This is a genomic window from Peribacillus sp. NPDC097225 (genome assembly GCF_044761955.1).
Classification (GTDB): Bacteria; Bacillota; Bacilli; order Bacillales; family DSM-1321; genus Peribacillus.
Map to the genome: position 1 here is coordinate 341,238 of NZ_JBIWDJ010000002.1, position 25,486 is coordinate 366,723.

28 protein-coding genes and 2 pseudogenes are annotated in these 25,486 nt (G+C 38.8%); 6 read left to right on the plus strand and 24 right to left on the minus strand.

Annotated elements, in window-relative coordinates:
* Position 1: 1 nt before the first annotated feature.
* The 4 genes from ACIQXH_RS07515 to ACIQXH_RS07530 all read right to left on the minus strand — a co-directional run bounded on the left by ACIQXH_RS07515 (position 2) and on the right by ACIQXH_RS07530 (position 4,647).
* The gene (locus ACIQXH_RS07515) at positions 2 to 784 is read right to left on the minus strand and encodes an ABC transporter ATP-binding protein (protein WP_402872623.1); all 783 of its coding nucleotides are present in this window, start codon (positions 782 to 784) and stop codon (positions 2 to 4) included.
* Positions 785 to 1,018: 234 nt separating this feature from the next.
* A complete protein-coding gene (locus ACIQXH_RS07520) occupies positions 1,019 to 2,740 on the minus strand; it encodes an ABC transporter ATP-binding protein (RefSeq protein WP_403080155.1) in 1,722 nt (573 codons plus the stop codon).
* Between the two features lie 9 nt (positions 2,741 to 2,749).
* Positions 2,750 to 3,541, minus strand: coding sequence for an ABC transporter ATP-binding protein (locus tag ACIQXH_RS07525; protein ID WP_402873187.1), 792 nt, complete (start codon positions 3,539 to 3,541; stop codon positions 2,750 to 2,752).
* A gap of 113 nt (positions 3,542 to 3,654) precedes the next feature.
* Positions 3,655 to 4,647 carry an ABC transporter substrate-binding protein gene (locus ACIQXH_RS07530; protein WP_402959140.1) on the minus strand — a complete coding sequence of 331 codons (993 nt, stop codon included), beginning with the start codon at positions 4,645 to 4,647 and terminating at the stop codon, positions 3,655 to 3,657.
* A 118-nt stretch (positions 4,648 to 4,765) separates the two neighbouring features.
* Here ACIQXH_RS07530 and ACIQXH_RS07535 point away from each other — a divergent pair, with 118 nt between their 5' ends.
* The 3 genes and pseudogenes from ACIQXH_RS07535 (at position 4,766) to tnpA (ending at position 7,527) form a co-directional block, all read left to right on the plus strand.
* Complete coding sequence (locus tag ACIQXH_RS07535; RefSeq protein WP_402872618.1) at positions 4,766 to 5,806, plus strand: FecCD family ABC transporter permease; 1,041 nt, start codon at positions 4,766 to 4,768, stop codon at positions 5,804 to 5,806.
* Positions 5,806 to 6,819 carry a FecCD family ABC transporter permease gene (locus ACIQXH_RS07540; protein WP_402872616.1) on the plus strand — a complete coding sequence of 338 codons (1,014 nt, stop codon included), beginning with the start codon at positions 5,806 to 5,808 and terminating at the stop codon, positions 6,817 to 6,819. Before ACIQXH_RS07535 ends, ACIQXH_RS07540 begins: the two co-directional genes overlap by 1 nt.
* A 225-nt stretch (positions 6,820 to 7,044) precedes the next feature.
* Positions 7,045 to 7,527: pseudogene (gene tnpA / locus ACIQXH_RS07545) on the plus strand (IS200/IS605 family transposase).
* Positions 7,528 to 7,732: 205 nt separating this feature from the next.
* On the opposite strand, the gene ACIQXH_RS07550 reads toward tnpA, so the two are convergent.
* The 11 genes from ACIQXH_RS07550 to fbpA form a co-directional block, all read right to left on the minus strand.
* A complete protein-coding gene (locus ACIQXH_RS07550; protein ID WP_402989518.1) occupies positions 7,733 to 8,482 on the minus strand; it encodes an SDR family NAD(P)-dependent oxidoreductase in 750 nt (249 codons plus the stop codon).
* A gap of 4 nt (positions 8,483 to 8,486) precedes the next feature.
* Positions 8,487 to 9,665, minus strand: a complete 1,179-nt coding sequence (locus ACIQXH_RS07555; RefSeq protein WP_402872608.1) for an acyl-CoA dehydrogenase family protein — start codon at positions 9,663 to 9,665, stop codon at positions 8,487 to 8,489.
* A 114-nt stretch (positions 9,666 to 9,779) separates the two neighbouring features.
* Positions 9,780 to 10,526 carry an SDR family NAD(P)-dependent oxidoreductase gene (locus tag ACIQXH_RS07560; protein WP_402872605.1) on the minus strand — a complete coding sequence of 249 codons (747 nt, stop codon included), beginning with the start codon at positions 10,524 to 10,526 and terminating at the stop codon, positions 9,780 to 9,782.
* Positions 10,527 to 10,577: 51 nt separating this feature from the next.
* Entirely contained in the window at positions 10,578 to 12,215 is a 1,638-nt protein-coding gene (locus ACIQXH_RS07565; RefSeq protein WP_402872603.1) for an AMP-binding protein, read from the minus strand.
* Between the two features lie 18 nt (positions 12,216 to 12,233).
* Positions 12,234 to 13,034, minus strand: a complete 801-nt coding sequence (menB, locus tag ACIQXH_RS07570; RefSeq protein WP_402872601.1) for a 1,4-dihydroxy-2-naphthoyl-CoA synthase — start codon at positions 13,032 to 13,034, stop codon at positions 12,234 to 12,236.
* Positions 13,035 to 13,048: 14 nt separating this feature from the next.
* The gene (locus ACIQXH_RS07575; protein WP_402872598.1) at positions 13,049 to 13,453 is read right to left on the minus strand and encodes a hotdog family protein; all 405 of its coding nucleotides are present in this window, start codon (positions 13,451 to 13,453) and stop codon (positions 13,049 to 13,051) included.
* Positions 13,454 to 13,469: 16 nt separating this feature from the next.
* A complete protein-coding gene (locus ACIQXH_RS07580; protein WP_402959150.1) occupies positions 13,470 to 14,624 on the minus strand; it encodes an acyl-CoA dehydrogenase family protein in 1,155 nt (384 codons plus the stop codon).
* A gap of 409 nt (positions 14,625 to 15,033) precedes the next feature.
* Entirely contained in the window at positions 15,034 to 16,365 is a 1,332-nt protein-coding gene (locus ACIQXH_RS07585; protein WP_403122892.1) for a sigma-54 interaction domain-containing protein, read from the minus strand.
* A gap of 5 nt (positions 16,366 to 16,370) precedes the next feature.
* The gene (locus ACIQXH_RS07590) at positions 16,371 to 16,802 is read right to left on the minus strand and encodes a hotdog family protein (RefSeq protein ID WP_402872589.1); all 432 of its coding nucleotides are present in this window, start codon (positions 16,800 to 16,802) and stop codon (positions 16,371 to 16,373) included.
* A gap of 188 nt (positions 16,803 to 16,990) precedes the next feature.
* Positions 16,991 to 17,191: a Fur-regulated basic protein FbpA gene (locus ACIQXH_RS07595; RefSeq protein ID WP_403080161.1), complete on the minus strand. Its 201-nt coding sequence runs from the start codon at positions 17,189 to 17,191 to the stop codon at positions 16,991 to 16,993.
* A 61-nt stretch (positions 17,192 to 17,252) separates the two neighbouring features.
* Positions 17,253 to 17,414, minus strand: coding sequence for a Fur-regulated basic protein FbpA (gene fbpA, locus ACIQXH_RS07600; protein WP_402872581.1), 162 nt, complete (start codon positions 17,412 to 17,414; stop codon positions 17,253 to 17,255).
* A 320-nt stretch (positions 17,415 to 17,734) separates the two neighbouring features.
* On the opposite strand from fbpA, the pseudogene ACIQXH_RS07605 reads away from it, so the two are divergent.
* A pseudogene (locus tag ACIQXH_RS07605) lies at positions 17,735 to 18,633 on the plus strand (glycosyltransferase family 2 protein); the annotation flags it as partial.
* Here the strand turns inward: ACIQXH_RS07605 and ACIQXH_RS07610 are convergent.
* The 5 genes from ACIQXH_RS07610 to ACIQXH_RS07630 form a co-directional block, all read right to left on the minus strand.
* On the minus strand, positions 18,613 to 18,978 hold the full coding sequence (locus ACIQXH_RS07610) for a GDP-mannose 4,6-dehydratase (RefSeq protein WP_403080187.1): 366 nt from the start codon (positions 18,976 to 18,978) through the stop codon (positions 18,613 to 18,615). The pseudogene ACIQXH_RS07605 and the gene ACIQXH_RS07610 overlap by 21 nt on opposite strands.
* Before the next feature lie 254 nt (positions 18,979 to 19,232).
* Complete coding sequence (locus tag ACIQXH_RS07615) at positions 19,233 to 19,337, minus strand: GDP-mannose 4,6-dehydratase (RefSeq protein WP_402959154.1); 105 nt, start codon at positions 19,335 to 19,337, stop codon at positions 19,233 to 19,235.
* Positions 19,338 to 19,419: 82 nt separating this feature from the next.
* Positions 19,420 to 19,650: a GDP-mannose 4,6-dehydratase gene (locus ACIQXH_RS07620; protein ID WP_402872577.1), complete on the minus strand. Its 231-nt coding sequence runs from the start codon at positions 19,648 to 19,650 to the stop codon at positions 19,420 to 19,422.
* Between the two features lie 196 nt (positions 19,651 to 19,846).
* The gene (locus tag ACIQXH_RS07625; protein WP_402872575.1) at positions 19,847 to 20,611 is read right to left on the minus strand and encodes a glycosyltransferase family 2 protein; all 765 of its coding nucleotides are present in this window, start codon (positions 20,609 to 20,611) and stop codon (positions 19,847 to 19,849) included.
* Positions 20,612 to 20,683: 72 nt separating this feature from the next.
* A complete protein-coding gene (locus ACIQXH_RS07630; protein ID WP_402873178.1) occupies positions 20,684 to 22,078 on the minus strand; it encodes a sugar phosphate nucleotidyltransferase in 1,395 nt (464 codons plus the stop codon).
* Between the two features lie 698 nt (positions 22,079 to 22,776).
* Here ACIQXH_RS07630 and ACIQXH_RS07635 point away from each other — a divergent pair.
* A complete protein-coding gene (locus ACIQXH_RS07635; RefSeq protein WP_402872572.1) occupies positions 22,777 to 22,977 on the plus strand; it encodes a cold-shock protein in 201 nt (66 codons plus the stop codon).
* Between the two features lie 140 nt (positions 22,978 to 23,117).
* Here ACIQXH_RS07635 and ACIQXH_RS07640 read toward each other — a convergent pair whose 3' ends face one another.
* The gene (locus tag ACIQXH_RS07640) at positions 23,118 to 23,390 is read right to left on the minus strand and encodes an HU family DNA-binding protein (RefSeq protein WP_402872569.1); all 273 of its coding nucleotides are present in this window, start codon (positions 23,388 to 23,390) and stop codon (positions 23,118 to 23,120) included.
* Between the two features lie 233 nt (positions 23,391 to 23,623).
* Between ACIQXH_RS07640 and ACIQXH_RS07645 the strand changes: the two genes are divergently transcribed.
* Positions 23,624 to 23,785, plus strand: a complete 162-nt coding sequence (locus tag ACIQXH_RS07645) for a Spo0E family sporulation regulatory protein-aspartic acid phosphatase (RefSeq protein ID WP_402959208.1) — start codon at positions 23,624 to 23,626, stop codon at positions 23,783 to 23,785.
* 115 nt (positions 23,786 to 23,900) lie between these two features.
* Here the strand turns inward: ACIQXH_RS07645 and ACIQXH_RS07650 are convergent, their stop codons facing one another.
* The 3 genes from ACIQXH_RS07650 to ACIQXH_RS07660 form a co-directional block, all read right to left on the minus strand.
* Positions 23,901 to 24,239: a hypothetical protein gene (locus ACIQXH_RS07650; protein ID WP_403080163.1), complete on the minus strand. Its 339-nt coding sequence runs from the start codon at positions 24,237 to 24,239 to the stop codon at positions 23,901 to 23,903.
* Between the two features lie 326 nt (positions 24,240 to 24,565).
* A complete protein-coding gene (locus tag ACIQXH_RS07655) occupies positions 24,566 to 25,234 on the minus strand; it encodes an SOS response-associated peptidase (RefSeq protein ID WP_402872563.1) in 669 nt (222 codons plus the stop codon).
* Between the two features lie 23 nt (positions 25,235 to 25,257).
* A complete protein-coding gene (locus tag ACIQXH_RS07660; protein ID WP_402959161.1) occupies positions 25,258 to 25,413 on the minus strand; it encodes a hypothetical protein in 156 nt (51 codons plus the stop codon).
* Positions 25,414 to 25,486: the final 73 nt, after the last annotated feature.

Below are 25,486 nucleotides of genomic sequence, written 5' to 3' on the forward strand. Positions count from 1 at the left end.
CTCAGATGTTATACTCCGGAACGAATTGATTACCACTCAACTTGAATTCTTCTAGAATCTTCTTTCGATAATAATGAAAATCCCCATGTGCCCGATCACGTGGTTTTACAAGCTTAATAGGAATATCTTTAAATATTCTCCCTGGGTGTGACTCCATGATCAATATTCTGTCCGACAAATAGACAGCTTCATCTATATCATGAGTAACAAGTAAAATCGTCGTCTTCTTCTTTTCTTGTATTCGAAGAAGTTCGTCTTGTAAATGATACCGGTTGAATGTGTCCAGTGCCGCGAAAGGCTCATCCATTAAAATGACATCAGGTGCAATGGAAAGTGCACGTGCAATCGCAACACGCTGTTGCATCCCGCCAGATAATTGATGTGGAAACTGATGCAGATGTGCTTCAAGCCCTACTAACTTCAATGCTTCCATCACCCGTTCGTTTTTTTCCTCATTAGATAGCTTTTCTCCAGTAAGACCAAGCTCGACATTTTTCAGAACCGAACGCCATGGAAGGAGATTGATTTGTTGAAACAGCATGACACACTTTTTAGTTGGGCGATTTATAGATTTACCATCTAGAATCACGCTTCCTTCATCCGGCTTTTCAAAGCCTCCAACCATATTGAGAAGTGTACTTTTTCCACATCCGCTTTTTCCGAGTAACGTGACGATTTCCCCTTTTTCCACATGGAAAGAGACTTGATCAAGAACATGAATTGTTTGTTTATCAGTTAAAAACGATTTATTTACATTGGTTACTTCAATGATTTGCTGTTGCAAGAGCTATCCTCCTAAAATATATAAATATTCCAATTAGTTTAGTTGGTTTTAAGTTATTTTATTATACTGCATTCAAAATTACAACCTTAATTTCTGTTTATTTTCAATAATCCGCATATTTAATAGGAATCAAAGTGATTCCCATTTAAATGTTCTACTACAAAATGCTTTTTCTTTGCAATCAAAAAAAAGGATTCACCAATATCCTGGTGAACCCTTTTTTAGAGCGCTATATTATACGGTTTGAGCAAGAATCAATTTCTTATATGCTCCTTCGTGATGAATTAATTTTTCATGAGTTCCTTGTTCTTTTATTTGGCCGTTTTGGACGACGATTATCCGATCAGCATGCTTAATCGTCGCTAGCCTATGTGCAATGATAATAGTCGTTCGATTTATAGAAAGACGCTCCAATGCCTCTTGAACGGCCTTCTCTGTTTCGGTATCCAATGCCGAGGTGGCTTCATCAAGTATTAAAATGGGAGGATTTTTCAGGAAGATACGGGCTATTGAAACCCTTTGCTTTTGCCCACCTGACAATTTCACACCGCGCTCCCCGATTAGCGTATCCAACCCCTCAGGCAAATTATCAATCACACTCATTAATTGAGCATCCTCGATTGCCTTGTTCAATTGTTTGTCTGTAGCATTCGTGTTCCCATACATGATGTTCTCACGAATCGTTCCTTCAAAAAGGAATACATCTTGCTGTACGATTCCGATATGCTTTCGTAAAGAACTTAATGTGAAATCCCTGATATCCATGCCATCAATTTTTATGCTACCTGATTGAATATCATAGAAGCGAGGCAATAAACTGCTTATCGTGGTCTTTCCACCACCAGATGGTCCTACCATGGCAATCGTCTCCCCAGCTGGCACACTGAAGGTAATATCGTTTAGGATGTTTCTATTTGAGTCATACCCAAAAGAAACATTTTCAAATGTCACATCACCTTTAACCCCCTCGATGGTTACTGCCCCATCCCTGTCTTGGATGTCCGGCAGCATATCAACCAATTCGAGGTACCTCTTGAACCCTGCATACCCCTTTGGTAACGTTTCAATAATGGCGCTTATTTGTTGAATCGGCGCTACGAAAATATTGGATAACATAATAAAGGCTACAAATTCACCGTACGTCATTTTCCCGTGAATCACATACCACGCACCACAGCCCAATACTGTTAGGGCGACCAATTTCATCAGAAGGAAATTTATCGAGGTACTCCATGACATGATTTTATAGGCTAACAATTTTGTATGACGGAATTCTGAGTTTGAGCGGTTAAATAACTCTATTTCGTGAGATTCCTTGGTGAAAGACTGAACAACACGAATGCCACTAATATTATTTTCAATACGGGCATTGTAATTTGCAATGTCACCAAACATGGAATGGAACGCCTTAGTCATCTTACGGCTGAAGTATACCGACAAAACGATTAAAAAAGGAACAACGGCAAATACGATGACCGCTAGCTGCCAATTGATTTGAAACATGACGAAGAATGCACCAAAAATGGTCATGAATGCAATGAATAAATCTTCAGGACCATGATGGGCAACTTCTCCTATATCCATTAAATCACTCGTCATCCTAGAAACTAAATGACCCGTTTTATTATTATCAAAGAATGTGAAAGATTGTTTTTGAAGTTTTGAAAATAAATTTTTCCGAAGGTCCGTTTCGATATTAATTCCAAGTTTATGTCCGTAATATGTTACGACATAGTGCAACCCTGTACTCAACAAGTAGATACCAAGGAGCCCTACACAAGATAGGATGATGATCCTCCAGTTATTGCTCGGTAGTAATTCATCAATAACCTGGTTTACGGCCAAAGGGAATATCAATTCCAAAAGGGCGATGAAAACGGCACTTGAAAAGTCAATGATGAATAGTCCTTTATAGGGTTTATAATAAGCAAAAAAACGCTTGATGACGAAAAACATGCTATCACCTCATTTATTCCGAATTAAATCATACGTCATGCATAATGGTTTTCCTGTACGAGGATCCTCTACGATCTCCGCATCAATATTGAAAACTTCTTTCAGTATTTCTTTTTTCATCACTTCTTCACTCAGCCCTTCTTTTACAAGGACACCATCTTTTAATGCAATCATGTTGTGTGAAAATCGCGAGGCATGGTTTAGATCGTGCAGTACCATTATAATCGTCCGATTTTGCTTTTCATTCAAATCTTTCAACAGCTCGAGTACCTCAAGTTGATGTGCCATATCCAAATATGTTGTCGGCTCATCCAAAAAGATGATTTCCGTTTCCTGAGCTAATGCCATCGCAATCCAGACACGTTGCCTCTGTCCACCGGAAAGAGAATCGACGGGGCGAAATTTGAATTCTGCCGTATTCGTGGCCTCCAGGGCCCAATCTATTATTTCATAATCTCTTAAAGATAATTTACCAAACCCTTTTTGGTATGGAAAACGCCCGTAAGAAACGAGCTCCTGGACAGTTAAACCAACAGGAGCATCTTGGGTTTGCGGCAGGATGGCCATTTTCCTTGCCAATTCTTTAGTATTTTCCTTTGCTATCGACTGACCATCTAGCAACACACTTCCTCTCATATGAGGAATGATTCTAGTGATAGCCTTAAGCAATGTAGATTTTCCGCATCCATTCGGCCCAATTATAGTAGTGATTTCGTTACTCTTGAATTGAAGATTCATATTATCGACGATGATGTGATCTTGGTAGCCTACATACAAATCTTTTGTTAATAAGTGGCCCATATCATGACCTTCTTTCAGTAGATATTCACTCACAAAAACAGGAAGAGCAATTACACACTTCCGCAAAAAATAAAGGCTATCCTCGCAAAAGTGATAGCCTTTATTACACTATACTATTTTACTAAACTTTTTAAAATATTATCAATGATTTGCCCGTTAGCAATGGCACCTGTATACAACCAGCTTTCATTAGGAGAGAACTCATGAACATTCCCAGCCTTGACAGCAGGTACGCTTTTCCATAACGTATCGCTTAAAGCTTTTGAACCAGCGGAATCATCACTATTGATCAAAAATAGGTGTTCAGCATCCAACTCAACTAGTTTCTCTAAAGAAATTTCACTCCAGTTCCCAGTTGCGTTAGCGGAGATTTCCTTCACAACATCCGGTTCTTTTAACCCTAAGTCACCGTACATGACAGCTCCACTTGAAAGGTTATCGCTGACAATGAAGAATTTCCCGCCAACTAACCAAACTGCAGCTACAGAAGGATTCCCCACTTTTTCCTCAAGGGTTCCCTTTGCTTCTTTTGCTTTTTTATCATAATCCGTCAAAACCTTTTTGGCTTCGTTCTCTTTGCCGAATACTTCCCCGACGCGTTTCAATTCATCTCGCCAGTCATTATTAACTTCGTTTCCGATTACATATGTAGGTGCAATTTTATTATATTGGTCATATTTACCGCCTTCAACCATGGTGGCAGAATCCATAATGATTAAATCCGGTTCCACTTTTTGTACGGATTCAAATGGAAGATCATATGGAATGGTTGGAACGTCCTCTAGTTCACTTTGTAGATATCCTTGAACTTCTGCTCCATCACTTACACTCCATTGAGCGGCTGGCTTGATACCAAGAGCCACCAAATTATCTTCAAGATATGAAGCGATGATACGTTTCGGATTAGCTGGAATGACCACTTCATTTCCCATGGCATCCGTCAGTGTTTTTGATTTAACTGCTTCTTTACTTGATGTTTCATCTGTTTGACTTGTCGAAACATCGTCTTTAGTTGCATCATCGTCACCACATGCAGCTAAAGATATTGCTAATAGGCCGGCGCCTAGTAATTGAATGATTTTTTTCTTACTCATGACATTATACATTTGAATCCCCCTAGAGATATGATAGACTATTATTTGTTTGGTAATGATAATTGTTATCAACTAATTTAATTATAGAAAGGTAATATTGTCAATCATTTTTTAGAGAGTAGTTGTTAATATGGATTCAAAACTAAAGGAACACACCACATTGCTTCATACGAATAAGAATCTCTTTGTGAGTATGGTTATCCTACTAGTAGGTTTGGGCGGTATGGTCATTTCCATTATCTTGTCCGTTAATTTTGGAGCTGCAGATTTAAATTATCGCGATGTGTTTAATGCCTTATTTGAATTTGATCAGAATAATTCATCTCATGTCATCATTAGAGAATTAAGATTTCCCCGGGCCATTGCTGCAGTATGCGTAGGAGCTGCCTTAGCCGTATCTGGAGCCATTATGCAGGGTATGACAAGAAATCCATTGGCCGATCCTTCCATTATGGGAGTAACCGCAGGATCTTCCTTTTTAATAGCGATTGCCCTCGCTTTTCTGCCTGGCATGACCTATATAGGTTTAATGATGTTTTCTTTTGCTGGTGCAGGATTGGGTGCTGCCATTGTCTTCGGAATCACATCGCTTTCCAGGGGTGGAAGTACTCCAGTCAAGTTGGCGTTGGCCGGTTCAGCCATTGCTTCCTTACTAAGTTCCCTTTCCACAGCGATTGGTATCAAATTTAACGTCTCAAAAGATATTAGCTTTTGGTTTGTAGGGAGCATCTCGAGCGTCCAACCACAGCACATTTCATTTGCTCTACCCTTTATTCTGGGAGGGCTTTTGTTGGCTTTATTCCTTTCACGTTCCATATCCATCCTTAGCCTGGGTGAGGAAGTGGCACGAGGGCTTGGGCAAAACATTCCCCTGATAAAGTTCATTGGTACGATTGTGGTGTTATTATTAACAGGTGCAGCAGTATCGATTGCCGGAATGATCGGCTTTATTGGATTGGTCATCCCGCATATTGTGCGATTTTTAGTAGGAAATGATTATCGTTTGATCATTCCTTGCTCTGCTGTTTTGGGCGGAACCTTATTGCTAATTTCGGATATCTTAGGACGCTTGGTTAACCCGCCGTTTGAAACACCTGTTGGAGCCATAACGGCCATCATAGGTGTCCCTTTCTTCCTATATTTAGCTCGTAAAGAAGGGAGCGGAATGTAATGTACAAAAAGGGGAATCACTTTAAGTCTTTGCTTATTACAAGCATCCTTTTAATCGTACTTGTTTTTTTCATCAGCATTAATGCAGGCTACATAAAAATTCCTTTAGGGGATGTTATCAAAACTCTATTGGGCGATGGCACCCCTCAGAACGAGTTAACCATTTTTGAATTTCGTTTGCCGCGTATAGTCATGGCAATACTTGTCGGAATGGGAATTGCCATTTCAGGGGCCATTTTACAAGGACTTTCCCAAAATCCCTTAGCAGACCCCGGGATTATCGGAATCAATTCAGGCGCAGGGTTTGCCGTTGTATTGTATATGTTCTTCTTTCGGGGAACTACTTTCTTAACGGGCTGGGCATCCATATTCATCATGCCTTTCACCGCTTTACTTGGTGCATTTCTTGCCGCTTTCTTAATCTATGTACTATCGTGGAAAAATGGAAGAGTGACACCTGTAAGGTTATTGTTGGTCGGTATCGGTATAAATGCAGCATTTGGGGCAGGCTTGGTCATTTTTCAGATGAAAATGGAGCCAAATGATTTCATGAAGACCATCGTTTGGCTGGCAGGGACCATTTGGGGGACGAACTGGACATTTGTTTGGGCTTTATTACCATGGTTGCTCATCCTGATTCCGATAACCTTCTATAAATCAAGAATACTTGATGTTATGGGATTAGGTGACCAAATTGCCATAGGGGTTGGTCTCCCTATCGAAAAAGAACGCAGACTATTATTGCTTATTTCAGTGGCCTTAGCAGGCGCGTGTGTATCCGTTGGTGGCGGTATTACTTTCTTAGGCTTGATTGCTCCACACATAGCCCGAAAATTAGTGGGACCAAGGCATACGAGATTACTGCCAATGACGGCAGCATTGGGCGGTCTTCTTCTGTTATCCGCTGATACGATAGGCAGAGTCATCCTGGCCCCTATGGAACTTCCAGTAGGTATCGTTGTCTCCATTTTGGGAGCACCTTATTTTATTTATTTACTAGTTAAAAGCATGTAACAATAACAGGATCATAACTCCATTAAATAGAAAAACGAACTTCTATGCCAGCAAGTTCGTCAGGCTGTCGAGAAAATCTCGACAGCTTTTCTTTTGTAGAAAAGAAAACCCTAGGCTAGGCCTAGGGTTCTAAAAAGCTTTCAGCATGGTATTAAAAAAACTCTCCCATGGTGCTAAAATATTTTTGGTTCGCCAACCAAAATATCAGCATCACGGAGGAGTTTTATGTCAAAAGACACTAATAGTTTAGCACACACTACCTGGAATTGTAAGTATCATATCGTATTTGCACCGAAGTACAGAAGACAAGTGATTTACGGAAGGATAAAAAAGGACATCGGTCAAATATTGCGCACGCTATGTGAAAGGAAAGGCGTGGAAATCATTGAAGCAACGGCATGTAAAGACCATGTACATATGCTCGTGAGCATTCCACCAAAAATAAGTGTATCTTCATTTGTGGGTTATTTAAAAGGGAAAAGTAGTTTGATGGTATTTGACCGTCATGCCAATTTGAAATACAGGTATGGAAACCGAAAGTTTTGATGTACGGGATATTATGTAGATACAGTTGGACGAAACAAAAAGGTAATAGAAGAATACATACGGAACCAGATACAAGATGATATAGTCGCGGAACAATTAAGTATGATGGAATATATTGATCCATTCACAGGTGAAGAGATACAGAAAAAGAAAAGGAAGTGAGTGGAAGGCCTTTAAGGTCTGGCCAGTAAAAGTAGTACATTTGGCGAACCAATCAGGGGCCCTTTAGGGCCTGGTCAGTAATAAAGGCTTTCAGCCGCAGAGAAAACCACCCGTTATCACGGGTGGTCGTTATTTTGCCTAGTAAAATGATGAAGCCTGCTTTTTATGAACACCTTTAAAGGATACAGAGTTACCCGCATATTTTCTAACCGATCATACTATGTCCTCCGTTTACAGGAATAACCTGACCGGTTATCCAATCAGACCAATTGGACAACAAAAAGAGGGTAATTCCAATCACGTCATCCACCTTTCCTAATCGTCCCATCGGGTATTGCTTGATTAGCTTTTCTAACATGACGGTATCAAATGATTGACCTTGATCGATTAATCCTAGTGAAATGGTATTGCACTGAACATTGCTCTTGCCTACTTCTTGGGATAGGGATTTTAGAAAAGAGATAGTCCCACTTCTCGCTGCACCTGATATGATTAGGTTCTTATCACCAGTCCGGGCGGAGTCTCCCACTATATTAATGAATTTGCCCTGATTGTTATCCATCATATCCGGCATAAATGTATGTGCCAAATGAAGGACTCCATAAAAACAAACCTCCATTTCCTTTTTCCATTCACCCGGTTCATATTTAAAAAATGATTTAAATTGTGTCCATCCTGCATTATTAATGACACCATCAATGATTCCCAGTTCACGTTTAGTGACCACTTTCATTTCTTGGACTTCCTCTAACCTGGAAAGGTCAGCCTGTACAAGTACAAGTTTCACTCCACATTTTTTAATGTTTTCTGCTGTTTCTGCTGCCTCTTTCTGTGATTCATGGTAGTGGAGAGCAATATTGGCACCAGCTCTTGCCGCTGCTAAAGCAATTTCCTTACCTATCCCTTTGGCTGCACCCGTTATTAAAACATTTTTCCCCTTAAGGTTAAGATCCATAGCTCTATACCCCTATCCTTTGACTCCCTGATTTTCTTTGGTATTGCTTATGCAGCTGTGCCGCTATGATATTTTTTTGAATTTCAGAAGTCCCTTCATAAATCCTGGTAATACGTGCATCCCGATAAAAACGTTCGATTGGATATTCAGATATATAGCCAATCCCTCCATGTATTTGGAGAGCTTTGTCTGCCACCCGATTATACGTTTCCGACCCTAATAATTTAACCATGGCTGCTTCTTTAATAACGTTCCTTTTTTGATCTACCATCCACGCTACACGATAAGTCATTGAACGGAGTGCTTCCGTATCCAATGCCATCTCGGCCAAGTAATGTTGAATGACTTGCTGCTCAAAGATTGGCTTGTCGAATTGAATTCGCATATGAGCAAATTCAATCGACATCTCAAGTAACTTATCACACGAACCTAAGTTTCTTGCTGCCATTCCCGCACGTCCATTTGCTAAAATTTTCAATGCATTAACATACCCTTGCCCTACATCACCCAAAACATTTTCAACAGGCACCTCACAATCTTCGAAAAAAATCTCTGAAGAATGCGATCCATGAAGTCCCATTTTCTTCTCGATTTTTCCTATGTGGAATCCAGGAAAATCTTTTTCGACAATAAAGGAAGTGATGCCCTTTGCCCCTTTTGATGGGTCCGTAACTGCCATGACTGTAAAAATGTCCGCAATAGGCGCATTGGTAATATAATGCTTGCTCCCATTCAAGATATACTTATCACCTCTTTTAATCGCGGTCGTTTTAAGATTGGTAGCATGCGATCCTGCGCTGGGTTCAGTTAAAGCAAAAGCCCCGATTCTTTCACCCGATGCCATATCGGGAAGATATTTTCGTTTCTGTGCATCATTTCCCATCTCTACTATTCCGACGCCACCGATCCCCGTATGTCCGCCAATGACAGTGGTATAGCCGTTATGCGTTCTCCCTAGCTCTTCCAGAATGGCACATTTTCCCACCATATCAATTCCCAGTCCACCATATGACTCAGGAATACTAAGACCAAATAGACCAATTTCTTTGGATTTCCGTAAAATGCTTTCTGGAATTTCATCACTTTCTTCAATTAACATAGCATATGGCTCTACCTCATTATCAATAAACTCTCGGATACCCTGTTTTAATAAGGTAACATCGTCTGAAAATTCAAAATCCAAAAAATCCACTCCCTTCATAAGTCATTCCCTATCTAGTTTCCTTCCATTCTATGAAACATGCATTCTTTATAGGTCATTCAACTCTACAAGGAAAACCCTTACTCATTGGGCTTGTTAAGCCATCGTTAATCCTCCATTGACAGATAGGGTTTGCCCTGTGACGTATCCCGCTTCATCCGAAACAAAATACGCAACAGCACCCGCAATATCCTCCGGTTGAGCCAAACGACGGAATGGTATCGCCTTTACCAAGGCCCCTGTGATCCCTTCATTGTACGAACCAATCTCTTGAAATAATGGAGTGTCCGCTGGTCCTGGGGCAATGCAATTGATGTTAAGCTTATAACGGGCCATTTCTCTTGCAATTGTCTTCGTGAAAGCAATGACACCACCCTTTGCTGCGGAATAGACCGCTTCCCCGCTAGAGCCGACCCTTGCAGCATCTGAAGCAATATTGACTACTTTCCCATAATTATTTTCTATCATAAGCGGTAAAATTTCCTTACACGTATGAATTTGGCCGAGTAAATTAATATCGATGAGTCTTTTCCACGTGCTTGGATCACTTTTTAAGAACGGTTCTACCTTGTCCCACCCTGCGTTATTGACCAATACATCAATCTTTTTATAATGGCCCACCGAATCTTCCACAGCTTTTTTTACACTATCCAAATTCGTTACATCACAATAAACGGATTTAGCTTCATTCCCCTCCCGCTCGATTAAAGTAACCGTTTCATCCGCATTCTGACTATTGATATCTGCCACAATCACTCTCATATTTCTTGAAGCCAGTTTTTTTGCGATTTCTCTGCCAATGCCACTTCCTGCCCCCGTGATAAAAGCGACTCGTTTAGTCATATCAATCCCTCCATTTTTTCATTTTCTTTTAATCGATCATTTACCCTGGCCTTAAATGTTGTCTCCAATCTTTTCATTTATCATTTCCCTCAGACGAAACTTCTGAATTTTCCCGCTTGGGGTACGTGGGAATTCCGTCAAAATTTCTAGCTGTTCTGGCCAATATTGTTTAGCTAAGCCTTTCTTCGAGAGAAATTCCTTCATTGAATCCATTGTAATGGGAACCTTCCCTGGTTTCATGCTGATACAAGCGCATGCTTTTTCCTGAAGGCGTGTATCAGGTACAGCAATAACCTGTACGGTTGAAACATCGGGATGTTCGTATAATACGTTTTCTACATATGCAACCGGGATATTTTCTCCGCCTCGAATGATGATGTCTTTATTTCTACCGGAAATTCGGATATATCCATCCTCGTCCATTACCGCCCGGTCACCGGTAATGAACCAACCATTCTTATGTTCCGCTATGGTGTCTTCCATTCGTTTGAGATACCCGACAAACATCGCAGGGCCTCTTGCGAGTAAATCACCTTCTACATTAGGAGGACAACTTTCTCCTTTAAAATCGATTATCTTGAGTTCCATATGGGGAAAAGGGGCTCCATCCGTACTCGTTAACTTTTCTTCCGAATCATCAAGTCTTGTCAATGTCACTAAACCATTTTCCGTTTGTCCCCATCCCGACAATATTTTGAATGGGACTTTTTCTTTCGCTTCTCTCACAAGCTGTCTAGGAATTGGGGCACCTAAAGCTACAAAGGCTCGAAGAGATTGAATATGACCCCTTTCTATCCCTTCCAATTGAACGGTATCTTGCAGGAAGGGTGTTGCACCCGCAGTAAACGTTATCTTCTCCTTCTCGATCCACTCAATAAACTCATTCGGGTTCCAAATGTCTTGATAGACACCAGTACCTCCAAAATGGGTAGGTAACCGCACACCATACCCAAATCCCGTTTGATGGGCAAAGGTGGATGCCATGAAGAGCACGTCATCCGATGTTAAACGCAGATGGTCAATCCAATAATTTGTTGATACACAAAGCGTATTATGTGTATGCATGACCCCTTTTGGACTCCCGGTCGTTCCCGAGGTGAAGATGATTTCTGTAATATCGTTCGGATCATGCTTGATGGCATCTAGAATGGAAACATCCATCCGCTCTTCCCATGGTTCCTCAAGTAGGGAAGAGAACGCTTTCATTCCATTCGGTACTTCTTCACCGACCACAAAAACATGCTCTAATGAAGGCCACCGATGAGCTAGCCTCTCAATCATGTCAGGATAATAGTAGTCACGGAAACGATCCGGAACCACAATCATCTTAGATTCCGCCATCTCCACCATGAATCCAATTTCCCTATCACGATAAATGGGAATCAAGGGATTGCTTATCGCCCCTATCCGAGTGACGGCATAATGGAGAATAATGAATTCATTCCAATTTGGTAGTTGAAAAGAGATGACGTCTCCCTTTCCCATTCCTATATGAATGAGACCTAAAGCGACCCGATCGACCAGCTTTCCTAACTCCTTATACGTATAACGGCTTTTTTTATCAATGATTGCCGTCTTCTCCGGATTGTTCTCTATCACATCATGTAAATAATCCAGAATCGTTCGATTTGGCCAAATAGATTGGTATTTTTCCACATATTCCTGACTCAAAATCGTATCGAATTTCAATAGAGTTCATCCCCTTCATCATCTTCTGAATTGTTTAAAATCCACTGGCCTTTTTTCAAGAAAAGCATTTTTTCCTTCTTCTGATTCTGGTGTGTTATAAAACATCGCTAAACTACCCATCGATAACTGGGATATCCCTTGGATGTTTGCACTATCAGCATTAAAGGAATACTTAAGCATTTTCAATGCAGTCGGACTCTTCTCAAGAATCTTCATCGCCCATTCTTTTGCCGCATGTTGCAACTGATCTGCAGGGACGATTTTATTCACAAGTCCCATCTCTTTTGACTCCTGTGCGGAATATTGTTCACACAAATACCAAATTTCCCTCGCTTTCTTTTCACCGACTATCCGGGCAAGATACGCAGAACCAAATCCTGCATCATAACTCCCTACTTTTGGGCCACTTTGCCCGAATTTTGCCGTTTCTGATGCAATTGTCAAGTCACAGATGACGTGTAGGACATGGCCTCCTCCAATGGCATATCCATTCACTGCCGCGATGACAGGCTTTGGGATGTTTCGAATGGTTTGGTGCAGGGTTTCAATTTCTAATCCCATCCCACCTCCTAAGCCACCGGAATGATCATACCCTCCTTCTTCTCCTTTTTCTTTTTGATCACCACCGACACAAAACGCCTTTTCACCGGTCCCTGTCAAAATTACTGCACCAATTCTGTTATCATCCCATGCGTCACGGAAAGCCCAGATTAGTTCCTGGATCGTTCTTGCACGAAAAGCGTTGTAGACTTTAGGACGGTTAATCGTAACTTTTGCTATGCCCTCCGTTTTTTCATATAAAACATCAGTTAATTCCATCGTTTAATTCCTCCCTAACTTAATAGTTTTATCATGATTTTCCCTTGAATGACGTCAATACGCTGTTCATTCATACATCTCACTTTCATCGTTATCCAATGTCGCTGTACATCGACATCAATGATCTCTATCTCGGCAGTAATCGTGCTATCCATTTGTACCGGTTGAATGAACACCAGTTCTTTTTGAATGATGACACATGGCCCTTCAGGTAATTCCTTACTGATTGCCTCCGTGATGAGCCCCTCGCTTAAAATTCCTGGGACCATTGAGGGCCTTCCATCCCTTTTAGAAATATCAAGACCATACACATCATTGTAATCATGTGTCAGAGAGCTCCACCCTGTCACATCATCTTCTGTAAAGGTTTTTTGCACTCTGGCGATTTGACCAATAAAATAGCGATTTAAATTATCCATTCCTCCCTCCTCTATTCTAATAAGACCGGAATTCTTTTCCGATAATGTCTTTTGCAATGACCATCATATTGGCTTGTGCAGTTCCATCACCAATCTCTAATCCAATCACATCCCGCAAACGTTGTTCTAAGGGCATTTCCTTCGTATAAGCATAGTGCCCGTTCAACAATAAGCATTCATGAATGGCTTCCACACTATATTTGGGGCCTAACCACTTTACTGAAGCAGATTCTTTACTATGTTTCAAACCTTGATCACGAAGCCAAAGTCCACGATAAGCCTGCCATTTCACCAATTCCAATTGGGTAAAATGAGTCACGATGGGGAATGAAACCCCTTGGTATGTCGCCAATGGTTTACCAAAAGATTGTCTTACTTTAACGTGTTCAATCGTCTCATCGAGACTTTGCGAAGCAGCCCCTACACATTGCAGCCCGATTAATAAACGACTTAGGTCAAACCCATTCATCACTTGGGAAAAACCTTTATTTTGAAGTCCAATCATATACTCCTCTGGAACTTCAACATCATTCAAATAAATGGAGCCCCTGCCAATTGGTATATTCCCCATGTCTTTGTACCCTTTGCATTCCACTCCAGGAAGATCGGATGGAACAATGAATGCACTTATTCCTTGATTCCCCAAATCAGGTTCTGTCTTGGCGAATAAAACGAAAGCATCTGCACAAGTCGCTACACTTATTCCCGACTTTTCACCATTAAGGACATATACATTTCCATTATGTACCGCAGTTGTTTTGATTCCCCCGGCATCTGTACCCGCTGAAGGCTCCGTAATGGCAATGCCAACAATCTTCTCCCCACTTGCAATCTTGGGTAACCATTCGTTTTTCAATTCTTCTCTAGCATGATTGGTTATAATTTCGCCAATCAATGCATTCAGCATGACTGCATAGGTTAGATTGAAATCCCCACGCCCTATCTCTTCAGCAGCAATCCCGGTGGTGACGCAGTCAGCTCCGCTACCCCCATACTCAATGGGGATGCGCAAACCATTTACCCCTAATTCACCAAGCTTCTTCCACAAATGCCTTGGCGTGACTTCTTCTCGGTCCCACTTAGTATAGTGTGGCAGCAATTCTTCTTTGGCGAATTCCTTCAACATTTTTCGAAAATGCTCTTGTTCTTCCGTAAATGTAAAATCCATCATCTTATTCCTCCCTTTTTTTCAGAATTGTAAGTCTGGTGAAGAACATCAACTGTTCAAAACGAATCTACATATCGTTTCATGCCTCTTAAAAGGAAGAGGGAATTCTCCCTTGTTGTTATTCTATATTGCAAGATGCGTGCCAAGATGGATTTGTGCTTTAGAGGGTTTTAAAAGAAAAGTATTTTATCAGTTTTACTACTTTTCGCAAACTTGCAAAACAGAAATGCGAAATACAAAACTGAAACACAAAGGGGCTGTCCCAAAAGGTGTAATTACACCGAAATTGAATAAATAGTAAAAGGCAGAAACGTTGATTTAACAACATTTCTGCCTTTTTGTTTTTGCGAAATTCACTGGCATAAGGACTTATTAGACAGCCCCTTTGTGTAAAAACCATTTAATAACCATGCTATTTCAGGTTATACTTCGATATTTTTCTGTATAAGCTCGCAATATGAATCTTAAGTTTTTGAGCGGCTAAAGAACGATCTCCGCCACACTCCTTTAATGTACGCCGGATAGCCAATGCTTCAGCATTTCTTACCACTTCATCCAAACTCCCAAAGTAAGCGTTTTCTTTTGAGCCGTCATATGAGTCTCGCACATTCATGTGAGGAGCCAGAAGTGAAGAATCCATTTTCAATGTCGCCCCCTCAGCAAAATTCATCCCGCGTTCGATAAATGCTTGATACTCACGGACATTCCCAGGCCAATTATAGGAAGTCAACCATTCTTGAAGCGTGGGATCTATCTCCCTTACATCACATCCTAAAATCTTATTGAAGTGATTGATAAAATAATAGCCTAATGGAAGAATATCTTCCTTTCGCTCTCTCAATGATGGAAGTTTCAATTCAAACACATACAAACGATAATATAAATCCTGACGAAACTTTCCTTCTTGTATGAGCGTTTTTAAATCCCTATTCGTTGCCGCAATAATACGAACATCGATATTTTTACTCCCTGTTCCACCCAGTCTTTCTACTTCCCGTTCCTGCAAAACACGTAAAAGCTTTCCTTGGGCCTGGTAAGGAAGCTCTGATATTTCATCCAAGAAAAGCGTACCGTTCTGAGCTAATTCTATTTTCCCTGGCTTCCCTTCCTTTTTTGCTCCACTAAAGGCACCAGGTTCGTACCCAAAGACCTCAGATTCAAATAATTCGTCCGGAATGGCAGCACAATTTATGGGTATGAAAGGGTGGGCCTTTCTTGTACTCAAACCGTGTATTGCTTGAGCAAACAGTTCTTTTCCTGTTCCCGTTTCCCCAGTTATGAGTACAGTTGAATTGCTTATTGCAATTCTAGCCGCCAGTTCCTTAATCCGTTCGATTGCAGGACTATTTCCTATAATCCCTTCGAAGTCATACTTATTTGTTTCAATACTGGATTTTTTCCTATTTTTATACTTTTCCAATGCATTTGCATAAAATGATAAATCGGCATGCTCTAACTCTTCTTGCCGTATGATGACGTGATAAACGTTATTTTGATCTTTTCTAGTGATCCTAATAAAACACGCCTGGCCAAAAATGACACCAGAGAAGACATTCCTCGAATCACGACTTTCTAGAGGACTTTTCGGAGAGGTTTGAATGATATTCATGATTGATTTACCTATTACATCATCCTTCATGACACTAAAATGTTCTAAAAAATCTGGACTAACACCAAGTACTTTCCCTTTTAGGTTCACTTCTATTGAGCCCCAACTTTTTAATTCATGTATCACTTTTTCCATATACATCACAAAACAACTTGATCGTTTTTTAAGAGTAGAATCACAACTTGTCCTTTAATCACTTCGATTCCCGTTTGATTATAGCAAGTGACCTTTTGTGTAACCCAATTTCTATCGATATTAATATCAATTACTTCAAGTTCCGCCGTAATTAAATCACCAACGTGCACTGGATGATAAAAGATTAATTCCTTTTGTAATAAAACACAGGCACTACCCGGAAGTTTTTCACTAATCACTTGGGTGATTAACCCTTCCGTTAGCAGACCAGGAATGACTGGCTGGTCGTAATTGCTTTTCCACTCCTCTTTATTCAATTGATAAATCGGGCTATTGTCATTTGTTAATTCACTACATATCCTTACGTCTGAAATACTAAATGTACGTTGCAACCTTGCAATCTGCCCGATGAACATTTCAGAAATCGATAAGTTCATACTTCCCCTTCTTTCTATTTGAACTTTCATAATATTCAATTATATATAACGATAACTATACATGGTTTTAAAAACAAAGGAAAGCCGAAATAGAATGCAAATACATCGTTCGGAACAAATAATAAAGCAGCATCCTTAATGGATGCTACCTATCCAGGCACAGTAAGAAAGCGTTTACAAAAATGACTTTATTTCTTTTTCGACCAGCGAAGAGAACCTACATCATTATGTGGATGGTATTCTAACAAAAGTTTGCTATGCATATTTTCTAATTCAGTTAAAGATAACTTCAACAGTTGCTCCATGCTTTCATCTTGATAAGCGATACTCAGTTTATTAATTAACTTTTTTCGTCTTTCTTCCATACCCTTCCTTATCGTATCCCCCACACAACCCTCTCCTTTTTTATCACATATTTAAAATACCTACATGTATTTCCACATCCATAATCTATTTATTTTCTTGGATTTGAATTTTAAGATACTCTTCTTCTAATTCACATAACCTTAATTCATAAAGATGTATATTATTTTTTTTATAAATGCCTTTACTTATTAATTGATCAATTAGAAACTTTTTCTTTTCTAAAGTCTTTTCAAGCAATATCCCCAATATTTCTTTCCTCCTTTGATTCGTCCTTTGTTCCCATATGAATTTAATCATTCAAAGGCATAAAAATGTAAAAGGCTTTCCATCCACTTGAATGGGAAGCCTCCAGTAATCTGGTCAGCAGTCTTAGTAATTGTAAGTAAATACTAAGCTCATTAAACCCATTTGTCAAGTGCGAATTATAGGTGGATGCATGAATCTTGCCCTAAGAAATTTCTATCTTTTCCACCTATATCGCTTAACGAACACCTGGAAGGATTCACTAAATCTTTAACGCCCACATATATTTAATTGAATATTAACTATGAAAGGTGGAGGTAATACTGAAAACCAGTATTGTTATTCTCACATATAACGAATTACCTTTAACCAAACAGTGCCTTACCAGCATTAAAGAACATACCGATGACAAAGATATAGAAATTATCGTCGTTGATAATGGCTCTTCAGATGGGACAGTCGACCATTTAAAAAGTATTCCCTCTTTAAAGACCATCTTCAATGAAAAGAACGCCGGGTTTGCAAAAGGCTGTAACCAAGGGCTTGATATCGCAACGGGCGATACGGTTTTATTTTTAAATAATGATACAATCGTGACACAAAATTGGCTACAATCCATGCTCACCTTGCTTTATAGTGACAAAAAAATAGGCATGGTCGGACCCGTAAGTAATTATGTAAGTGGCCCACAGCAAATTGCAGTGGATTATAGCGACATTGACGGTATCGATGATTTTTCAGCGGATTTCTGTCAAAAAAATATTGGCAAGTCTAAGCAAGTCATGCGTTTAGTAGGATTTTGCTTACTAGTGAAAAAAGAAGTGCTTGATAAAATCGGTGGTTTTGACGAACGGTTTGAATATGGGTCCTTTGAAGATGACGATTTATGTCTTCGTACACTTATAGAAGGTTATCAATTGAGAATAGCCTATGATTCATTTGTACATCATCATGGCCATGCCACCTTTACAGCAAATCAAGATATCAACATCCAACATTTATATCATTTAAATCGGCAGAGATTTCTTGATAAGTGGAAAGTTGATCTAACTTATTACGTTCATCCAAGACCTGAAATTGTTAATCTCGTACTGTTAAGAATCATTATGAACGTGTCGATACGCTAAATATTGAATCATCGGACCTTCCATATCCAACCGCTACCTTTGATACGATTATTTTGGCGGATATATTAGAACACTTAGAAAACCCATGGAAAGTCAGTTTTCCCCCTAATTTTAGCTCTCCACCAATCTAAAGTCTCTTTCAAACTAGCATAAAAATCACGTTCCTGTTTCCAATGAACAGAGTTATTTATTTTCGAAGAATCGCCAATAAAGATTGGTACTTCGGAATGTCTGAACTTGTTTGGATCTACTTGAATGTTGTTGTCACGTACCAAAATACTTATTAAGTTCAACAAAATGTCCTCAACCTTTCTTGGAATCTCTGAACTTACATTATAAATTCCTGTTTCCACTTCGCTCTCCAATAATAATGCATAGGCCCTTACAATATCCCGAACATCGGTGAAATCCCGTCGTGAAGATAGATCCCCTACATAAATAACAGGCTAGGCTAGACCATATTCTATTTGGCAATTCGAGCTGAAAAATCGCTCACAACAAACCCTTCCGCTTGACCAGTCCCAAAACGATTAAAGGGTCTAACATGTACTAATGCTAGTTTGTTTTTCTTCGCTAATTGCAGCCCCACTTCACCAGCTTTCTATCCGAGAAGTCCTTACGGATTAGCAAAGCTATACAGTCATTGGATTTCATGGATTCAAATAGTATCGAAGAAATTTTAAATAAGGTGGATTTAGATGCAATCAGGAGTGGATTCGGATTGTTTTTCTTCTTGGATCAATCCAAACATCTCGCTTGTCGATGCTTGATAAACTTTACGGCAGGATTGGTAAACCATATCGCTTCCAATAAATTGACGACACCACCCCTGTTACATCTGCTGTAAGCATAGGATATTCCTATTATTTTCCAACAGAACTCTATGCTGCTAAATTATACAATTCATCTGTCTTGGAAATTTCCATCGCCTTTATTAAATAAGCTAGGTCAGTCATATCTCCTTCAATTAATTCCACTTCGTCTTGAATTTCCAGAAATGCTAATCTCCAAATTGTACTTGTACTTCTCCGAGCCATTAGCCCATATACTTTGTTTAATAAAAAGCGAGCCAAATAAGCTCCATCCTGCCCAGTAATTATTGCACTTTTCATCTGCTTCTTCTACAAATCGTATGCTTTTTTAGTTTACATAAAAAAATCATTCGGCTTTAACGATAACAGTCAATAAAAATAAGCAGAAGGTAACCTTTATATATGAATTTATTACTGTTGAATATCTGGAGTTTAATTAAGGAGAGGGGAGACGTCCATACTAACCATTAACCTTCTGCTTTGAATGGAAGTAGGACTATAAAGAAATGTTTTTTGATTTGAATTCTTCTTCAGTATCACAAAAAGTGAGTTTTCCGTAATTCAGACGGTTATCGATGTACTGGGGGATTCCTGCTTTTCTTAAATTGTCACTAAATATTACATATTCAAATCGTCCACTATTATCCAAATAACTGACTTGATTCAATACTTCCTTTCGAACCAAGTACGTACAATGAATTACCTCGACCTCAATAAGTCCTTTAATTGACCCAGTTAATATATCGTAGTATAAAGGGGAATGTTTGTAATAACCATTTTCATCTACAAGGTAATGGTAATTTGAATAATTGCTTAATTGGTCATCGCCATTCCTTAACAGGGGACCTATTACTGGCAATCTCGTATCTAGAAGCGTTTGAAGTGTTTCCGGGATAATAAAGTTATCGCAATCCACTACAAAGTAATGCGTCCCTCTAGCTAAAGCCCATTCAATCGATTCTTGTCGGAGACGTGCCAACACACTCAATTTCACCGGGTTCCAGTCATGTGGTCTAAAATCCTGTACACGCTCCACTACATCACTCGAGTCGATATGGATTTCTGAATATTTGTCTTTTACTTTTTCTACCCACTGTTCTAGTAATACCGCTGTTTGATCTCGATTGTTATTTGTACGTATATAAAGTTTAATTTTAGATGCTGGGTAAGTTTGTTTCTCAATTAAGTCCAAGTACATGGGCAAAACGTGAGCTTTCTCTTTGGCTAGAATGGCAATGGTTACAAATTCATTAGTTTCCATTTAATAAAACACAGCCTTCCATTAACGTTTTTTATTAATCTGATGTTTATTTACTTGTACAAAACTGAGAGGTCATTCTTTTTCTAGGTGTGTACAGTTGGCCTCCACTTCCTCCCAAGTCATAAAAATACGGAGGATGTCTTCCTCGATGAGTTCCGTACCACACTGCACTTCAATAATTTCCAAATCAGTAAGTGCTTTAATACCATGGGCAGCCCCTAAAGGAATTTCAAGAACATCGCCCGGGTTCACTACCCGGATTATATCATTAAGAACAAATAACCCAGTTCCATTGATAATTGTCCAGACTTCGCTACGATGGAAGTGTCTCTGATAACTGATGTTTTTATTAGCTGTTATACCAATTCTCTTAGTTAGAACTTCATTGGCTTCATCAAATTTTGTATAATCCAATACATGGTACCAACCCCATCGACGCTCTTCATACATCGGACGCTCTTCAATTTGAAGAGAAATTTCCTTGACTCTTTGGCTGGCCTCTTTATCTGTAACAAGAATTCCATCAGGGCTAACCACCACAACAAGATCTGAAACACCCAAAACAGATACAGGTATATCCAATTCATTAATCACATGGACATTTCGACAATCCGGACCAATACTTCCTTTGCCAACTATCGGCGTTTTCATTTCCTCTGTAAGAGTATTCCAGGTTCCAAGATCTTTCCATTCACCGTTATAAGGGACAACAATAATATTATTTGATTTTTCAACCACTTCATAATCAAAACTATTTTTCGGTAACCGATTAAACTGGTTAAATACTTCAGCATAGCTAAGTGGAAGTCCCTGCGTTTTAATATAATTTAATAAAAATCCCAGCTTAAAGGCAAAAATCCCACCATTCCATAATGCTCCCTCTTTTATCAATTGCTTAGCTTTGTCATGATTTGGCTTTTCTGTGAAATAACTCACTCTTTGAAAAGCTTCTTCATGTTTTGTATTTTGTGAGGCAATAGGAACTATATAACCATACTTTTCTGATGGGTAAGTAGGTGCAATACCTACTAAAGCTAAATCAGCCATTGATTGTTGCAAAACCTTCTCTAAAGTAATCATATGCTCGAAAAACTCATCTCCTGCAAAAGGATCGACGGGCATAACTCCAACCACTTCCTCAGGGTCTACACTTTCTACTGAATATAAATATAGAGAGGCTAAAACAATAGCCGGATAAGTATCTCTTCGACTTGGTTCCATAATCAGAGGTACATCATTACCTAATTGGCTAATTATCATATCAACCTGAGATTTATTTGTGGAGATAATCGTACGATCAGCTAGATTGACGTTTTCCAGTTGGTTCCACACACGTTGAATCATAGATACTTTTGAATTTGTTTTTTGCTCAGATGGCAATAGTCTTAAAAATTGTTTAGAACGGGAACTATTCGACAAAGGCCAGAGGCGCTTTCCCGAACCTCCAGATAATAAAATAAGGCGCAAATCTTTCACTCCTATAGACATTTAGTGTAAAACGTTTCACATTGATATGACAATTTACCTCTTCTGATATAGAAAGAGCAAATTTGAATTTCTCTGAATTATGTATAATATGTAAGCAAAATGAGAGGGTTACTTCTCCTGCTTATATTTTATATATTGTCATTCATTTTTCACATTCATAGCTATTTTCCAATACTATCTAGCCTAAATACAAAAAGGAAGATCGCCCACTAAGGGATATCATCCTAACATTAGAAGCTTATTAACAAGGTCTTTCTCTAATTTGAATGAGGCGATGAGCTGACCAAACAATACTATTATCATCTCGGCCTAAATCAATTCCTAAAGTTACCCCATCAGATTCATAAAATAATCCGACGAAATCTCCAGCATTTAATAAGACGTCACCTGCTAATGTCACTGTTCCATTGCCAAGAATCGCTATTAATATCTAATACCAAGGCAAAGTTTACATTTTATAATGGTGTTAAACCACTTATCAAATCAGTTACGAATGGAATTTATTACATTTCATTTTATAACGTTCAAAAAAATACTTCATCATAAGAAGAAAAAGTAAAGAAATGATCTACCTTTATTTGAAGGAAATTTATTTTTTAAGTTTAAATGCTTTTAAAATGGATATTATAATGATGTAAGATAATAATGCAGGTTTTACCATGCTAGGAGGTACTTAAATGGAACGTGGAAAAGTAAAATGGTTTAATAGTGACAAAGGATTTGGATTTATCGAGCGTGAAAATGGAGACGACGTATTCGTTCATTTCTCAGCTATTCAAGGGGAAGGGTATAAATCTCTTGAAGAAGGCCAGGAAGTTGAATTTGAAGTAGAATCAGGTCAACGTGGGCCTCAAGCAACAAACGTAAACAAACTTTAATTAAACTAATAAACAGGCCCTGAAAATCAGGGCCTGTTTTTATGCTCTAAATCAATAAAATCCACTTATGTAGCAATTAAAAAACAAAAAAATCTCTGGAGACTAACTAACTCCAGAGATTTGAAAATAAAGGGAACCCCTTATTTTACGGCTTCTTTTAATTCTTTACCCGCTTTGAATGCAGGAACTTTGCTAGCTGCAATTTGTATTTCTTCACCTGTTTGCGGATTTCTACCAGTACGTGCTGCACGATCGCGTACTTCAAATGTACCAAATCCAACTAATTGAATTTTTTCTTCTTTAGCTAGCGTAGTCGTGATTGTCTCAAACAATGCATCCACTACTTTTTTAGCGTCGTCTTTTGTTAATTCTGCTTGTGCTGCTACAGTTGTGACTAATTCTGTTTTATTCATATTAAAACACCTCATCCTTTTAATTCTATAAAGTATGTAGAAAACACACCATACCATATTAACTAAAGGTCTGTCACTTAATATGGCCGAAAAAAGGAAATTTAATCCTTATTTTATGCATTTTGATGGTAGAAATCAATTTGAAGCAAAATACCGGCAAGTCATCCTAATTTATGTAATAATAGATACATGACAAAAAAGTATAAGAACTTGAGGGATTTTCATTGGAAAGTATGGAACTACTACATACAAAAATAGAAATTTTGAGGAAGGAATTAATCTATACAGCTTTAAACCATGGATTCACCGCTCCAAAAACTTTACATATAAGCCAAGAACTTGATAAGCTGCATAACTTACTTTTACATAACCAAGAACCACTAAGCTATCAGTAAAATAAAACGTTTTATATCTATGTATAGGCAACAGAGCTCTTTCCATTACAAAATTACATACTCTAGACTCTCTTCTGCTAGAGTATGTAACCATCTATATTTCCAGGTGTCATTTTTAATTTTCGATTTGCAGCCATTGATAGATTGTATCCATATCAATATTTTCTTCCAAATGGGCAGCCAAGAGATCATACGCTTCCTCTCGTCGCTCTGAATCACTTTGCACATTATCCTCTACTTCATCTAACCCCAACCCTTTTTCCCGACGAATTTGATTGAATAAGGACCTAGTAAACAGACGATTATGAAAGATGCCATGAAGATAGGTGCCCATGATTTTACCATCACTGGAAATAGCCCCGTCTCCTCTTCCATCCTCTAACAAAAGTAAAGGAGTTACACTTGAAGATTCTAATGAGGTTCTCCCTAAGTGTATTTTAAAGGCTTGTCCCATATACAACTCATTTCAATATGTGTGTGGTATCTAAATTACAGTGAACATCCTTGATTTGAATTTTACTACATAGGCAAAAACAAAACCCTAACTGCAAGAGTTAAGGTTGAATTAACTAGATATGAATGATGAATGTAGTAATGATCTACACTCCCATTTATCTTATTGAAATAGAAAACACTACCGGTTTAAACCGGATTGTCGCATGATAATTATTTATTTTTTCTGTCAACTATATCAACTTTTCAGCAATTCAATAGGCTAGAATTGTTATGGACCGATTTCTATCAAAATATGCCGTATATTGTTTTACATAATAAAAGTTCTCAACAAATCCGTTCTATTAGGTTGGAAGAATTGTTTTTAGGAGAATTCACATCTGATGATACCTCAAACGCTTCCATTTGTTCGGCATCAAAAGACTTTAGGAATTGTTGGAGATAGTTCGTATCCTGAATGGTTGGGTCCAGCCAAACCTTTTCATCTTCAGGATTAAGAATGACAGGCATACGATCATGAATGCTTGTCATCAATTCATTTGACGTCGTGGTGATAACTGAACAAGAATAAACCGTACCTTTCGGTGATTTCCATGATTCCCATAGACCTGCCATTCCAAATGGATCATTATTCTTAAGTTTAATCCGCATTGGTATTTTACGTTCAGGATCCTTCTTCCACTCATAAAAGGAGTCGGCAAGAATCAAGCACCGTTTCTTTTTATAAGCATTCTTGAAACTGACTTTCTCGGCAATTGTCTCGGCCCTGGCATTTATCATCTTGTAGCCAACTTTTTCATCCTTAGCCCAGAACGGAATTAATCCCCATCGGAGATACCCTAACCGGTTCTTATTACCATCATTAATGACAGATAGAACGGAATGCGTCGGAGCTACATTATAGCTTGCATGGTACTCTTCATTAAAAGCAGCCTGTATATCAAAGCGATCAATGATTTCTTCAATGCCCGTAAAAAGGGTAAACCGTCCACACATACTATCACCTACTGTATTTTATGTTAACGCTCTAGAATATTAATATCGGTAAATGATTGATTGAACAATTCACTGTTAATCAATAGTGTACCTAGAACTTCCCTTTCATCTTCAGCTTTGATAACATCCGTCAGAATTACCATACTTCCATTCTTCACTGTCACTTTATATTCATTCATAATAAGTCTCCCTTCAATTGGTTGTTACCCGTATTATATACATTATCCACCAAAGGTAAAAACAAAACGAATT